Below are 14,279 nucleotides of genomic sequence, written 5' to 3' on the forward strand. Positions count from 1 at the left end.
CTGCGGTTATCGTCTACATTCATTATGGATCAGCGGTCTGTCAGTGGTTGGTCAGTGTCATTCTTTATATTGTAGTAACCGGAATTACATATCCGCTCGTGTTCGCTCATTATACATAAGGAGGCCTCGCGGCCTCCCGTTTAACAGGTCTCCGTCTTAGACGGAAACCACCTCGTATTCTGAAAACATATCTTCAGCCTCCTTCCAGAAGTAATCTTGCCCGGCCGGACACTTATTATTAAGCCACAGGCCGCACCGGGTTACAAGTTCAAGAATAGTTATAATCGTTCTCCACCTGAAGGCTGGCACGCGAACTCTTTTGGAAAGAGGGAGAATTGCAGAAATATTGTAGTACATTTTTTGACGAAAAACTAATTATTTAGTCGATCCCTGTCGAAATATATATTAAAATATCTAGTTACTTCGAGATATGGAAATAAATTTTAACGTCCATCCATTCAGAAATTCAGGAGGAACTTCCATGCCAACACCGAAAAACCCCCTAAAGCGCCTATTCCGTATCACGAAGCTCAGAACTGAACTGATGCTGCTTATCATTACAGCCATTGTACTGCCCTCGCTGGCTCTGGTGGCCATATCGACACAAACCTCAGAATCGGCTCTGCGCTCCAAAATGGAAGACACCACACGCTCCAGCATCCACCTCCTGGATAAAACACTGTCGCAGCTGATTCTGCTGGAGAGCGCCGGAGTGAATGAGCTGGCATACGAGATGAGCAGCGCGGGGCTAACGAACAATTCTCCACAGCTGCGCAAGCTGATCGACAACTTCAAGCTGGAGCATCCTGAGGTAGATATCGTGGCGATAGGCAACGAGGACGGGAAATACATGTTCGCGCCGGATTCCAAGCTGGACAATTATGATCCCCGCGTACGCGACTGGTACATAGATGCACTTAAGACCCCGGAGACAACATCGGTGATCGATCCCATTTTCTCCAAAGTAACGAACAGCTACATTCTGCCGATCTCCAAGGCTTTTCCGGACGGCAAGGGGGCTGTTACGATCAGCATCAGCATGAAGGAGCTTATGGAGCTGGCGAAGAATGTCAGTCTGGGCGATAGCGGATATGTCTTCATCCTGGACGGCAATAACAAGGTGATCTACCACCCTGCCATGGAGATTGCTTCGGAAGCCACAGGCGCAATGACAGCAGGAATTAAGCAAGGACCGGCGGGTAAAATCTCCTACAAGGATGCTGCAGCCGATACGCAAATGGACGGATACTACATTACCAATGAGCTGACCGGCTTCACCTTGGCCGGAGTGCTTCCAGAGAGTGAATATACGAAGGCGGTCTACCCGATTCTGTACAAATCAGCTATCGTTCTCGTGGTTGCGCTGCTGCTTGCTGCAGTAATTACCTTCCTGATTATCCGCCGGATTACCGGGCCGGTAGAACGCCTGAACCGTTCGGCCAAGCGGGTAAGCGAAGGGTATCTGGATGAATTCGTCCAGACCAGCCGCAGGGACGAGATCGGTCAGCTTGCCGGCAATTATAATGAAATGGTCTCTTCGCTGCGCACCATGGTGCAGGAGGTTGCCGAGACCTCCGGCCAGCTCGCCGCTGCCAGTGAACAGCTCACAGCCAGCACGGCCGAAAACAGCAAGGCAGTCGAGTATGTGACGGAGCTGGTGGAGGAATCCACCCGGGGCGTAGAGACCCAGGCGTATGCTTCCGCCGAAGTCGCTACAACGATGGAGGAGATGTCCACCGGCATCCAGAAAATCGCTTCTGCTTCAGAGGCGATTGTGAGCGCCGCTATACTTACGGAAACGGATGTCTCGACCGGCAGCTCCAGAATGCAGGAGGTGGGGGAGCAGATGAAAACGATCCGTGAATCGGTGCAGCAGTCCGGCACCCTGATCGCTGAGCTTAACGGCTTAAGCACCAAAGTGGCTGAGACCAGCACGGCGATCTCCGCCATTGCCAAGCAGACCAATCTCCTGTCGCTGAATGCCGGCATCGAGGCGGCCCGGGCCGGTGAACACGGCCGGGGCTTCGCCGTAGTGGCGGGTGAAGTGCGCAAGCTCTCGGAGGCTACGAATAGCAGTGCCGGGCAGATTCAGGAGACCATCTCCGAGATGGTGGGCCTGATCGCCAGCGCTTATGATGTGATGAAGCATAAGGTGGCAGAGGATGTGGAGCAGGGCATGGCGCTTACTCTGGAGGCGGGCGAAGCCTTCCGGCAGATTGAGCAGTCCACCCGGCAGGTCGGCGAGCAGATCCATGAGGTGTCGGCCATTACGGAGCAAATGTCGGCCAGCAGCTCCCAAGTAGCCGCCTCCGTCCAGGAGATGGCCACCATCGCCCGGGCGGCGCTCGACTCCTTCCAGAGCGTAACCGCAGCTACCGAGGAGCAGCTTGCTTCGATGGAGGAGATCACCTCCTCCGCGGCGGCACTCTCCGGCATGGCTGCGGATATGCAGGGACAGGTGGAGCGTTTCCAGTTCGATGCGAAGGACAAGGCTTAAGCTTAGGCCCAGGGGGATGATATGTGGTAGATAGTATCCGGCGGCTTGGATAAATGTTTGGATAGGCGCTTGGAGGACAAATAGATAGCTTAGAGAGGCGGCTTGGGCGGGCGCTTGGGGGACATTCCGCTGTTTAAGCGGGAGAATTCACTCAATCTTAATCCATGATGGAAGAAACTATGCGACCCGTGCATCCTTTAGACAACCTCCCATCCTCCATCTTTCATTCGCCTTTCGCCTACCTTTGTCGGCATCTGGCGTAGTAAGGTGCACTTATGCTCTTCATTCCCTCATTTGCGTAGCGTCCAGTGAATTCAGGTGCACTATTGCTCCCCATTTCCTCATTTGGCCCGTGTCCAGTGAATTCAGGTGCACTATTGCTCCTCATTCGATCATTTGGCCCGTGCCCAGTGAATTCAGGTGCATTTTCCCTCTAATCTCACCACCTGGCCCGATTTCAGCAGAATCAGAGGGATTTTTCCCTCTAATCTCACCGTCTAGCCCGATTTCAGCAGAATCAAAGGGATTTTTCCCTTTAATCTCACCACCTAGCCCGATTTCAGCAGAATCAAAGGGATTTTTCCCTCTAATCTCACCACCTAGTCTGATCTCAGCAGAATCAGAGGGATTTTTCCCTCTAATCTCACCACCTAGCCTGATTTCAGCAGAATCAGAGGGATTTTTCCCTCTAATCTCACCACCTAGCCTGATCTCAGCAGAATCAGAGGGATTTTTCCCTTTAATCTCACCACCTAGCCTGCTCTAACCATGCAGTCAACTTCCGGTGTACAAAAGAAACCTCTCCTTTGAAATGGCGGATTCCATTTCTTGAAAGAGAGGTTTCTTGCGTTTTTTAAGATTGCACTAAGCCTTAATTCCCTTCAGGCTCCGGCCAGCCGGAGACGCTCTCCTCTGCGTTCAGTTGAACGTAAGGCGGCAATTCGCCGCCCCGCAGCAGCCATAGCTCATGCAGGGCACGTGTGCAGCCCACATACATCAGCTTCGCATCCCAGGCCGCCGCTCCATAATGGGCGCTGTCTGCGTCTGCCAGAATGACGGCATCGAACTCCAGTCCCTTGGACAAGTAGACCGGGAGAATCGACAAGCCGCCGCGATATTCCGTGATGCTGCCGTCAATCAGATGAAGATCCTCAAACTGCATGGCGAGCTCAGCGTACAGTAGAGAGGCTTCCCGCAGGCTGCGGGTCAATACCGCCACCGTGCGGTATTCGCGCCCGGAGAGCTGCGCCAGCGCGCTCTTGACCGCGCTGAGCCGCTGGTCCGCCGATGCAGCCGCCGCCGCTCCCGGCAGCACATCCTCCTCATAGGAGATCAGCCGCACAGGATTCCCGCTGCGGAAGACCGGCACAGCCAGCAGCTCGCTGCCGACGCCCGCAGACAGAATGCCATTGGCAAACTCGATGATCTCCATCGTTGAGCGGTAGCTTCGGGTTAGTGCATGGTATGCGGTGTATTCTTCGGCAAACAGCGTCTGCATCTCTCTCCAGGCATGTACTCCCTTGTAGGCGTGAATGCCCTGCGACAGGTCACCCAGAATCGTGAAGGAATGTCCCTTCACATACAGGTCCAGTACGGCAATCTGGAACGGGGAGAAATCCTGCGCTTCATCGATCACAATATGGTCAAAGCGTTCGGTACCCTCGTTACCGTTCAGAAGATAATGGATATACAGCAGCGGAGGCAGATCCTCTTCGCGCAGAATGCCCTTCTTCAGCTCCTTGACGGTCTCCTTCAGCACGGATGGCGGAATCTCCTCCGGTGCTGCCGCCGGCCAGTCCTCCGGCACTTTCGCCGCCCGGAAGATCTGCTTATAGATGGCGAGCGGCTCGTATTTCGGCCACTTGGCGCTGTAGGCCTTCTCGCGGGCCGCGCCCTTCTTCTTGCGCTCCTTCAGCGCAGCCGCTGAAGGGCTCTTCTTCAGCTCCATCTCGATCCAGCGGTGAAGCCGCGCCATGACGCGCTCCTTGCGCTTCGCCGGAGGATACGGTGCGTATTCCTCATTGTGCCAGCGCAGAATCACCTGGCGGCTCAGCACCGCCCCGTCCCAAGGACTGAAATCGCCCTCCGGCACAGCATTGGTCTCCAGCAGCTTGACGCTGGATTCAATGACGCTCATCAGCACCGTTGAGCCTTTGAAGCGCCCGGGGGTCTCTTCCGTGATGGCCGGCATTGCTCCCGCCGTCTCGAACCAGCGGCTCATGACCTCCGAAGCATCCTGCTCCGGCAGCGTGACATCAAGCACTCCGGCCGCCCAGTCCGGGAACGTGCTCTGGGCAATATTGCCGACGCCCAGCTCCGGCAGCACATCCGAAATATAGTCCAGGAACATGCGGTTCGGGGCGAAAATAATCATTTTCTCCGCCGAGACCTGCTCCTTGTATTGATACAATAAGAACGCCAGCCGGTGCAGCGCAACGGTGGTCTTGCCGCTTCCCGCCACCCCCTGGATGATCAGCGCCGTGTTCTTGGCCGCCCGGATAATCTTGTCCTGCTCCTCCTGAATCGTGGAGACGATGTCCCGCAGCCGGTTATCCTTGTTCTCCCCCAGCCGGTAGACCAGGAATTCATCCGATACCGCCGGTGCGTCGCTGTCACGGTTATACGTATCCGCCACCCGCTCCAGGATCTGCTTGCGGATCACCACGTTGCGCTTGAGATAGACCAGCCCTTCGATCAGCCCCTCCGGCGCTTCATACGAGGCGGCTTCCGTTCCTCCGGTAAAAGAATAGAACAGGCTTGCCACCGGTGCCCGCCAGTCAATGACAAGCGGACGGTCGCTTACCTGCTCGCGGTCTACGCCGATTTTGCCGATATACAGTGCCTTGCGGTCTTCCTCGTCATTGCCCTGAAAATCAAGCCGTCCGAAATAAGGCTCCTGCCTAAGCTTGGCAAGATCTTTGCGCTTCTGTTCCCTTGAATCCTCCAGCACCTGCTCGGTATAATCGTGTCCTGTGTACACCGGTGTTGAACGCAATCGCTCAAGGGTGGAGTCAATCTCTGTCAGCACGTGGTTCAGCCTGTCTTCTTCCTCTTGATAGGCACTTTGAAAGTTGTCTTCCAATTTCAGTTACCTCCTAAAAGTTTTGCGGGCATTAGCTTCCTGAATCTCTCCAAGCAAAACTCGCTTCGGAAGCATGCACCTCAATTGATGTGAGCTGTACATCATAACACAGCAGAGCGGGGAAAGCCATATTTTTCAAACTGCCCTCCACGCGGGGGACAAGCGGATGAGAGAAGGGGGGCTTCCCCCTTCCGCCTTTGCTGTTAGCCCATCAGCGCATGCAGCACGAAGTTCGCGATGAACAGTCCGGCAATACCATACAAGGCAGGAGGAACCTCCTTGCCTTTGCCGGTAGCCAGCTTCACCAGCGGATAGGTGATGAAGCCAAACGCCATGCCGTCCACGATGCTGTAGGTGAAGGGAATCATCACCATGACCAGGAACGCCGGAAACAGCTCCGTCATGTCGCCGAGATCCATCTCGCGCACACTCTGCACCATCAGCCCGCCGATCACGATCAGAATCGGCGCAATCGCGCTGTCCGGCACATAAGCCAGCAGCGGGATGAACAGGAAGGTCGCGCCGAACAGCAGGCCGGTGACGAGTGAAGTTAAGCCGGAGCGTCCCCCTGCCGCAATCCCGGCGGTGGATTCGGCAGCGGCGACCACCGGGCTGCTGCCGAACAGACCTGCCGCGATGTTGGCGAGCGAGAGCGCCCGCAGACTGCTTTTGAAGCGTTCCGGGCGTCCTGCCATCAGTGTCTGGGAAGAGATCAGGCCGATATTCTCAAACACCACAATCAGCAGCAGCAGGAAGACGGCAATCCAGAAGACGAGGCTGACGAATCCGCTCCAGTCCATACTGGCGAACACGCTGCCATAACCGCTGAACACATGTCCCGGCTCGGTATTCTTCGGCGCATGAGCGGCCCCCAGCAGATAGGCAAGCCCTGTGCCCACGAGCATACTGATCAGCAGACCGCCGCGTGTGCCGCGGATGAACAGCACCAACGCCAGCAGCAGCGTCACCACCGAGGTAATGACCGCAGGATCACTGAAATGCCCGATCGCGACGAAGGTGGTGGCGTGAGCAATGACAATCCCGCTTTTTTGCAGGCCGATGAAGGTCAGGAACAGTCCGATGCCAACTGTGATCGCATGCTGCAGATTATGGGGAATCGCATCGCTGAGAATGCGGTAGAGCGAGGTGAAGGCCACAATGGCAAACAGCACCCCGGTCACCACTACCACGGCCAGCGCCTCACGCCAGTCCAGCTTCATGGAATGCACCAGCGTATAGGTGAAAAAGGCATTGATCCCCATGCCCGGGACCACGATAATCGGCGTTTTGCCGCCAAACGCCATGAGCAGGCAGCCTGTGATGGCTGTCAGCAGCGTAGCAACCATCCCGGCCCGCAGCGGCATGCCTGCATCTGCCAGGATCGCCGCGTTAACCATTACAATATATACCGAAGCGAAATACGACAGGATGCCGGCCGCCCATTCCTGCTTCCAGTTGTCGCCCGGCTCCATTCCCACACTATTCCGCCAAATATTCGACTTCATGTAACAACCTCCACTTAAGTTCTTCTCATAGGATGTCAAGTATCTCTCCACAAAACATACCGTAAAAATATCCCCGCAAAGTGAGGGTTCGCTTCGATGTTTACTCAGGTACTTTGCGGGGGGCCCCAAAACATACCGTAATAAAAGGGCATATAGCCGGAAGCCGGCTACACACCCTTTTACCTGATAGAAATCATTCAAATGTAATGCCGCCCGTTTCGAGCAAATCCCGTACCGTTACACTGACCATAATCAGGCCGACTACAGGGGGGACAAAAGAAGTACTGGCCGGAGGCTGCTTCGCCTTGCGCCGGTCCGGCGCATTCGCAGGCACAATCTGCTCCGTCACATCTTCGCGCGGCTTCACAGGCTTCTCGGTGGAGAAGACCACCTTCACGCCCTTCTTGATGCCTTCCTTACGCAGTCTGGTGCGGATCACCCGGGCAATCGGGTCCATGGTAGTCTTGGAGATGTCGGCGACCTGGAAGCGGGTCGGGTCCATCTTGTTGGCCGCTCCCATGCTGGAGATCAGCGGGATCTTCCGGGCCAGACATTCCTTGATCAGGTGAATCTTATAGATAATCGTATCCGAAGCGTCAATCACATAGTCCAGCTTGTATTTGAACAGCTCCTCATACGTCTCTTCGGTGTAGAACATATTCAGCGCAATCGCTTCACAGTCCGGGTTGATCAGCTTGATGCGGTCCACCATCAGATCGGTTTTGTTCTGGCCGATGGTCGTGGTCAGCGCATGGAGCTGGCGGTTGATGTTGGTAATATCGACCGAATCCTTATCAATCAGGATAATGCGGCCGATTCCGGTCCGGGCCAACGCTTCCGCTGCCATAGCGCCAACTCCGCCGATCCCCAGCACAGCTACTGTGCTGTTCTTCATGATCGCCAGGCCTTCCGGCCCGATCGCCAGCTCCGTACGCGAGAACTGATTCAGCATGATGTCAGCCTCCTTGGGCAAGGCTTCCGGGACGTCCCTCTGCTCTCCTGGAGCGCCCCGTCAGTCCATAGTTAATTTATTTCTTTTCTTTCTCCGGTTTCGGTGCCAGCTTGATGTGCAGCTGCTCCAGTTGTCCGGCATCCACCGGGGATGGGGCATCCATCAGCAGGTCCGTTGCACTTGCTGTCTTAGGGAAGGCAATGGTCTCACGCAGGTTCGTGCGGCCCGCCAGCAGCATAATCAGACGGTCGAAGCCAAACGCGATACCGCCATGCGGAGGCGTGCCGTATTCAAAGGCATCCATCAGATAGCCGAATTTCTCATAGGCCAGCTCCTGCGAGAAGCCGAGTGCATTGAACATTTTCTCCTGAACGTCACGCTTGTAGATACGCTGGGAACCGCCGCCTACCTCGTAGCCGTTAAGCACCAGGTCATACGCCTGTGCGCGGATGGCGCCAGGATCGGTATCGAAGAGATGCAGGTCTTCGTCCATCGGACGTGTGAACGGGTGATGCTCAGCCACATAACGCTTCTGGTCCTCATCGTAGCCGAGAAGCGGGAATTCCGTTACCCAGGCGAATTTGAACACACTGTCGTCGATCAGACCAAGCTGGCGGCCGATCTTCAGACGCAAGGCGCCAAGTACATCTGCTACCACTTTCTTGGTATCCGCGGAGAAGAGCAGCAGGTCGCCTTCCTCGGCACCTGTGCGCTCCTTCACGGCAGCGATTTCTTCCTCGGAGAAGAACTTCACAATCGGTCCCTTGAACTCGCCGTCTTTGACCTGAATCCAGGCCAGACCCTTGGCGCCGTAGCGTGCAGCGTATGGTCCAAGATCGTCAATCTCCTTACGTGTCCAGGTGCCACAGCCCTTGGCGTTCAGACATTTCACTTCTCCGCCCTTCTCGATCACGGAAGCGAATACCTTCACGCCGCTCTCAGCAACGATATCATTCATCTCTACCAGCTCCAGGCCAAACCGCAGGTCCGGCTTGTCCGAGCCGTATTTGCCGATCGCTTCGGCATAGGTCAGCCGCTGGAACGGTGCGGATACCTCTACCCCAACCGTCTCCTTCAGCAGGCGCTGCATGAGCTTCTCCATCATCGACAACAGCTCATCCTGCGGCATGAACGAGGTCTCGATATCGAACTGCGTAAATTCCGGCTGGCGGTCAGCACGCAGATCCTCATCGCGGAAGCAGCGGGCCATCTGGTAATAACGCTCGATGCCGCCGACCATCAGCAGCTGCTTGTAGATCTGCGGTGACTGTGGAAGCGCGAAGAATTCCCCTTCATGCACACGGCTTGGCACGAGATAGTCACGTGCGCCTTCCGGCGAGCTTTTGGTCAGGATCGGCGTTTCCACATCGATAAAGCCTTCGTTGTCGAGGAAATCGCGGAAGATCTTCGCTGCCTTGGAACGGAGCAGCAGCGTCTTGTGCATCTCCGGACGGCGCAGATCCAGGTAACGGTATTTCATACGCAGGGATTCGTCTACTTCCACTCCGTCTTCGATGAAGAATGGAGGCGTCTTGGCTGCATTCAGCACTTCGATGTCTGTAATCTGCACTTCGATCTCACCGGTCGGCAGGTTGCGGTTAACGGTCTCCTCATCGCGCTTAACCACCGTACCTGTCACGGACAGCACGTATTCACTGCGGACCTTATCGGCAATCTGCAGCGCTTCTCCGGAATAGTCAGGGTTGAATACAATCTGTACAATCCCTGTCCGGTCGCGCAGATCAATGAACAGCACGCCTCCAAGGTCACGGCGGGTCTGCACCCAACCGTTCAATGTTACTGTCTCACCGATGCTCGCTGTCGTTAATTGTCCACAGTTATGGCTTCTGGTCATCTTTTATCCTACCCCTTCATGATTAAAATTACATATACTCGCCTTTTCGCCTAATTCTGAATCAGCGCCTCTGCCAGCTCGTCCAGCTTCACAGTCCGCTGCTCGCCGGTCTCCATCGACTTCAGTGCGATGACGCCGCTATTCAGCTCGTCTTCACCAAGAATCGCCGTATACCGGGCTGACATACGGTCCGCCGACTTCATCTGTGCCTTCATCTTGCGTCCCAGGTAATCGCGCTCCGCAGAGAATCCAAGACTGCGCAGACGGAACAGCTGCTTCGTGATCTCCAGATCTGCTGCTTCACCTAATGCGACGAAGTACACATCCAGCGGCTTCGCCGCTTCCAGCTCCACACCCTGATTCTCCAGAATCAGCAGAATCCGCTCCAGTCCAATCCCGAACCCGATGCCCGGCTGATCCGGTCCGCCGATCTCCTCGACCAGACCATTGTACCGGCCGCCGCCGCCCACCGTGTCGATGGAGCCAATGCCTGCCGCTTTATACTCAAACGCTGTATGCGTGTAATAATCAAGGCCGCGCACCAGGCGGGGGTTGATGCTGTATTCCACACCCATCACATCCAGGTGCCCCTTCACCTTGGCAAAATGCTCTGTACACTCTTCATCCAGACTGTCCAGAATAGAAGGCGCTCCGCCGAACTTGTCCTGATCAACCTTGCAGTCCAGCACGCGCAGCGGGTTGCGTTCCATCCGCCGCTGGCAGTCGCTGCACAGGCTCTCTCTCATCGGTCTCAGGAAATTCAGCAGCTTCTCGCGGTAAGCCGCACGGCTCGGAGCATTGCCGACCGAATTCAGCTCTACCCGCACATCCTTCAGCCCCAGATCAATGTAGAACTGGTACCCTAGCGAGATGACTTCAGCATCAATCGCCGGGTCCACCGCGCCGAAGGCTTCGATGCCGAACTGATGGAACTGGCGGTATCTGCCGGCCTGCGGACGCTCATAACGGAACATCGGTCCGATGTAATACAGCTTGCTGACATCCGGCTCCCCGTACAGCTTGTTCTGGACATACGCGCGTACCACGCCTGCTGTCCCTTCGGGACGCAGCGCCAGATCGCGGTCGCCCTTATCCTTGAAGGTATACATCTCACCTTCTACAATATCCGTTGTTTCGCCGACTCCGCGCTCGAACAGCCCGGTGTGCTCGAAGAGCGGGGTGCGAATCTCCCGGTAATTGAAGCGGCGGCACAGCTCTCTGGCCTTAGCCTCCACAACCTGCCATTTCTCTACTGCACCCGGCAGCACATCCTGTGTACCTGTTGGTTTCTCGAATCTTTCTTTAGCCACAGTCTATCCCTCCTGAAAATAACCCCTTAAAACAGCAAAAAACCCCTCATCCCTGTTAAATTACAAACAGGGACGAGGGATTATCATAACCAATAATTCACCCGTGGTACCACCCACATTCCGGGCTTAGCAACTTGCTCTGCGTAAGCTCCGCTCTAAGCGGTTAACGCCCGCCTACGCGCAATCGGCTACTGACTGTAGGCAATCCTGCTGCCTGCGTTCGCCGTGCGTTCTCGGGGAGGTCATTCGTCCGTTCATCAACAGAATCCTTACAGCCTTGCGGATCAGCGTGCGGTCCTCCTTACCTGGACGACAGCCATGATCTGCGGGATTCCTCTCTGGGGTTGTGGGTTACGGATTACTTGGTCCCGTCATCAAAACAATATAAACTTACCGTATACTGTTAGATTCTACTGAACCACTGCGCTAAAGTCAAGGATTGAATAAAATAAGCTGCCACCAGCGTTCCTTCCGCCAAGTGGACAGAGACTCCGCTATTGCGGCAAAAACTCAACATTCTCAGCTTAAGCGGACTCAGATTCCGTTATGTGCCTACATCTGCCTCGTTAATCGCTCAAATCAACATAATAACGGAATGTCAGTCCGCGTCTGCCTCAAAATAACGGTTTTTGGACAAATAGGCGCTTCTCAGTCCGCTTCACTCTGCTGGCACTCACTCTAATGACACTCCATGTTGCTTATAATCCCCTAAAAACAAAAAAGTGACCTGCAGCCGATTGCTGCAGGTCCATCATCATATATTATAAAAAAGGGGGTCATGCTTCTATTATAAACACGCTATATTAAGGAATCATGAATGTAGTGTTACAGTTGCATTACAGAAAAGAAAGCGTTTCACCAAGCCGTCCAAATCCCCGCTGTCATGCTAATCCATAGGTTACACCATCCCTCAGCTCCTGTCTAGATCTATGACGCTGTCCTCCCTTTTATTCTGCATATAAAACAGCTCCAGCCTCTCCATAACGGAGGGCTGGAGCTGAAATGTATCCCGGCGGGAACCGCGGTCCTTTTAATCAAAAATCTCCACATAGGCCTGCTTGCCGCGCAGAACCTCTACAACCTCGTTGTAATGATTCTCGGCTACCTTGAGATCCATAACATAATGCAAGTGCTCCAGGTCACTGCTTGTCAGCTCTTGCCCTCTATGCACCTCGCCCTCCGTGCGTACTTCATCGGCGCGTACTTCATCCGTACGTTTCAGATCATCCTCTGCCGCAACTGCCGGGACAATGGCCGCTCCGGACCCCATACCTGTTGCACCTCCGGCAGCGTAAACGCCTCCGGCACCTGTTGAAGCGGTATTCGTGGAGCCCAGCGGTATTAGAATGTTGCGCCGGTTATTTACTCCATTATCCAAAGGGTCCGTTAAAGCCGATACCTCAATCCCCTCTACACCGTAAGGAATCAAAGAAGTCTTAGCACCTTCCGCTGCATCTTCTGTACTGAAATAGGCTTGGATTCTTCTAGTCATTGTAAATCCCTCCCATAAAGTTGTATTATGCCAAACGGGTTATGCATGTATTTCTTGTATTACAACACCTTAAGCAGCTCACGCACAAAAGCGGGCTCATCCTTGGGTGTGCGTGAAGTAATGTAATTGCCGTCTACGACGACCTCTTCATCCTTGAACTCCGCACCGGCATTGATCAGATCATCCTTCAGCGGCGGGTAGGAGGTAAGGGTGCGGCCCTGCAGCAATTCAGCGCTGATCAGAATCTGCGGGCCGTGGCAGATCGCGGCAATCGGCTTGCCTGCACGGTCAGCATCCTTCACGAATTGCAGAATATCCGGGTCAAGACGAAGATTCTCCGGCGAAGATCCGCCCGGAATGACTATCGCATCATACTCTGCGGCTTTGACCTCGCCGATCGCTTTATCCGATGTATAGGATACGCTTCCTTGTTTGCCGAGCAGGGTCTCATTTTTCTTCAGACCGATGATTTCTGCCTGATGTCCTGCCTGCAGAACTTCTTCGTAAGGAACCTTCATTTCAGAATCTTCAAAGTCATTGGCGAGCAGAAAAGCTACTTTACTCATGAGATCCATATCTCCTCTCTAAGGCTGCTGTCGTCTCGTCAATCTATTACCCTCATTCCCCCGCTTTATAACGAAGCCTAAGCAGTTCCCGTAAATTCTGTTCCGTACGTACTGCCTACGCGCCAAGTGGAAACGGCTTTGCCGTCCTTTTAAAGGACCGTACCGTTTCAGCGAGAAATAGAAGGATAATGGATCTCCCCGCATACCTTCGCTCCAGTTAGGTACGCGGCAAAAGACCGCGGCCTCTACGCTGGAGTCCCTGCGGTTCCTTCGGGTCCCTGGCTTCCTTGGCTGTCGCTGAGGCTTCGGTCATCGACCCGGCCACGTGGGACTGAATCATGTTCCACATCCATGCTTTTGGTGCTTGTCTCATTCTGCTTGCTCCCCGCACTTGAATAATGGTGCATCATTCATAGTCTATCCAGCCAGGGCTGCTGCTATCCCGCTTGGTTAACTAGAAGCAAAAAAGACCCCACCTTGTGGAGTCCCGTGATGTATCTTATCAAGTGGAAACGGCTTTGCCGTCCTTTATAGCGGCGTCTGCCCGGCTCTAATCCTAACCCTTGCTGTCCAGCAGCAGCGTAACCGGTCCCCAGTTGGTCAGGGCAACATCCATCATCGCTCCGAACACGCCGGTCTCTACCTGTAGCCCTCCGGCACGCAGCACCTGGTTGAAGTAGTCGTAGAGCCGCTCTGCCTCAGCCGGAGCCGCTGCCGCCATGAAGTTGGGGCGTCTGCCCTTGCGGCAGTCCCCGTACAGCGTGAACTGGGAGACGGACAGAATGGCCCCGCCGGCCTCCGTCACACTATGGTTCATTTTACCGGCCGCATCCTCAAAAATCCGCAGTCCGGCAACCTTGTCAGCCAAATATTTGGCATCCTTCTCCGTATCCTCATGGGTTACGCCGACCAGCAGCAGCAGGCCCTCTTCAATCGCTCCGGTCACTGCACCGTCCACCGTTACACTGGAGTTCTTGCAGCGCTGCACAACGACTCTCATCTCATCCTTCAGCTCCTTGC

General features: G+C 54.8%; 10 protein-coding genes. 1 reads left to right on the plus strand and 9 read right to left on the minus strand.

Annotation, left to right across the window (positions count from 1 at the left end):
- The first annotated feature begins 481 nt into the window (after positions 1-481).
- A complete protein-coding gene (locus MKY12_RS23955; protein ID WP_339311221.1) occupies positions 482-2,497 on the plus strand; it encodes a methyl-accepting chemotaxis protein in 2,016 nt (671 codons plus the stop codon).
- An 871-nt stretch (positions 2,498-3,368) separates the two neighbouring features.
- On the opposite strand, the gene MKY12_RS23960 is transcribed toward MKY12_RS23955, so the two are convergent.
- The 9 genes from MKY12_RS23960 to dtd form a co-directional block, all read right to left on the minus strand.
- Entirely contained in the window at positions 3,369-5,579 is a 2,211-nt protein-coding gene (locus MKY12_RS23960; protein WP_339311223.1) for a UvrD-helicase domain-containing protein, read from the minus strand.
- 203 nt (positions 5,580-5,782) lie between these two features.
- Complete coding sequence (locus MKY12_RS23965; RefSeq protein ID WP_339311225.1) at positions 5,783-7,084, minus strand: NCS2 family permease; 1,302 nt, start codon at positions 7,082-7,084, stop codon at positions 5,783-5,785.
- Between the two features lie 193 nt (positions 7,085-7,277).
- Positions 7,278-8,036, minus strand: coding sequence for a tRNA threonylcarbamoyladenosine dehydratase (locus tag MKY12_RS23970; protein WP_036732338.1), 759 nt, complete (start codon positions 8,034-8,036; stop codon positions 7,278-7,280).
- Positions 8,037-8,112: 76 nt separating this feature from the next.
- A complete protein-coding gene (aspS, locus tag MKY12_RS23975) occupies positions 8,113-9,891 on the minus strand; it encodes an aspartate--tRNA ligase (protein WP_339311227.1) in 1,779 nt (592 codons plus the stop codon).
- Between the two features lie 50 nt (positions 9,892-9,941).
- Positions 9,942-11,201 carry a histidine--tRNA ligase gene (hisS, locus tag MKY12_RS23980; protein WP_339311228.1) on the minus strand — a complete coding sequence of 420 codons (1,260 nt, stop codon included), beginning with the start codon at positions 11,199-11,201 and terminating at the stop codon, positions 9,942-9,944.
- A 1,030-nt stretch (positions 11,202-12,231) separates the two neighbouring features.
- Positions 12,232-12,693 (minus strand): hypothetical protein, encoded by a 462-nt coding sequence (locus MKY12_RS23985; RefSeq protein ID WP_339250398.1) that lies wholly within the window; start codon positions 12,691-12,693, stop codon positions 12,232-12,234.
- Positions 12,694-12,752: 59 nt separating this feature from the next.
- On the minus strand, positions 12,753-13,259 hold the full coding sequence (locus tag MKY12_RS23990) for a type 1 glutamine amidotransferase domain-containing protein (protein WP_339311230.1): 507 nt from the start codon (positions 13,257-13,259) through the stop codon (positions 12,753-12,755).
- A 217-nt stretch (positions 13,260-13,476) separates the two neighbouring features.
- Positions 13,477-13,632 (minus strand): hypothetical protein, encoded by a 156-nt coding sequence (locus MKY12_RS23995; RefSeq protein ID WP_339311231.1) that lies wholly within the window; start codon positions 13,630-13,632, stop codon positions 13,477-13,479.
- A gap of 183 nt (positions 13,633-13,815) precedes the next feature.
- A complete protein-coding gene (gene dtd / locus MKY12_RS24000) occupies positions 13,816-14,259 on the minus strand; it encodes a D-aminoacyl-tRNA deacylase (RefSeq protein ID WP_339311232.1) in 444 nt (147 codons plus the stop codon).
- Positions 14,260-14,279: the final 20 nt, after the last annotated feature.

This window comes from Paenibacillus sp. FSL M7-0896, assembly GCF_037975415.1.
GTDB lineage: Bacteria > Bacillota > Bacilli > Paenibacillales > Paenibacillaceae > Paenibacillus_AQ > Paenibacillus_AQ silagei.

What these genes read in the sequence shown, in the direction of transcription:
- MKY12_RS23955 (WP_339311221.1), top strand. Translation starts at nt 482, where the DNA reads ATGCCAACACCGAAAAACCCCCTAAAGCGCCTATTCCGTATCACGAAG.
- MKY12_RS23965 (WP_339311225.1), bottom strand. Translation starts at nt 7,084, where the DNA reads ATGAAGTCGAATATTTGGCGGAATAGTGTGGGAATGGAGCCGGGCGAC.
- MKY12_RS23970 (WP_036732338.1), bottom strand. Translation starts at nt 8,036, where the DNA reads ATGCTGAATCAGTTCTCGCGTACGGAGCTGGCGATCGGGCCGGAAGGC.
- aspS (WP_339311227.1), bottom strand. Translation starts at nt 9,891, where the DNA reads ATGACCAGAAGCCATAACTGTGGACAATTAACGACAGCGAGCATCGGT.
- MKY12_RS23985 (WP_339250398.1), bottom strand. Translation starts at nt 12,693, where the DNA reads ATGACTAGAAGAATCCAAGCCTATTTCAGTACAGAAGATGCAGCGGAA.
- MKY12_RS23990 (WP_339311230.1), bottom strand. Translation starts at nt 13,259, where the DNA reads ATGAGTAAAGTAGCTTTTCTGCTCGCCAATGACTTTGAAGATTCTGAA.
- MKY12_RS23995 (WP_339311231.1), bottom strand. Translation starts at nt 13,632, where the DNA reads ATGAGACAAGCACCAAAAGCATGGATGTGGAACATGATTCAGTCCCAC.
- dtd (WP_339311232.1), bottom strand. Translation starts at nt 14,259, where the DNA reads ATGAGAGTCGTTGTGCAGCGCTGCAAGAACTCCAGTGTAACGGTGGAC.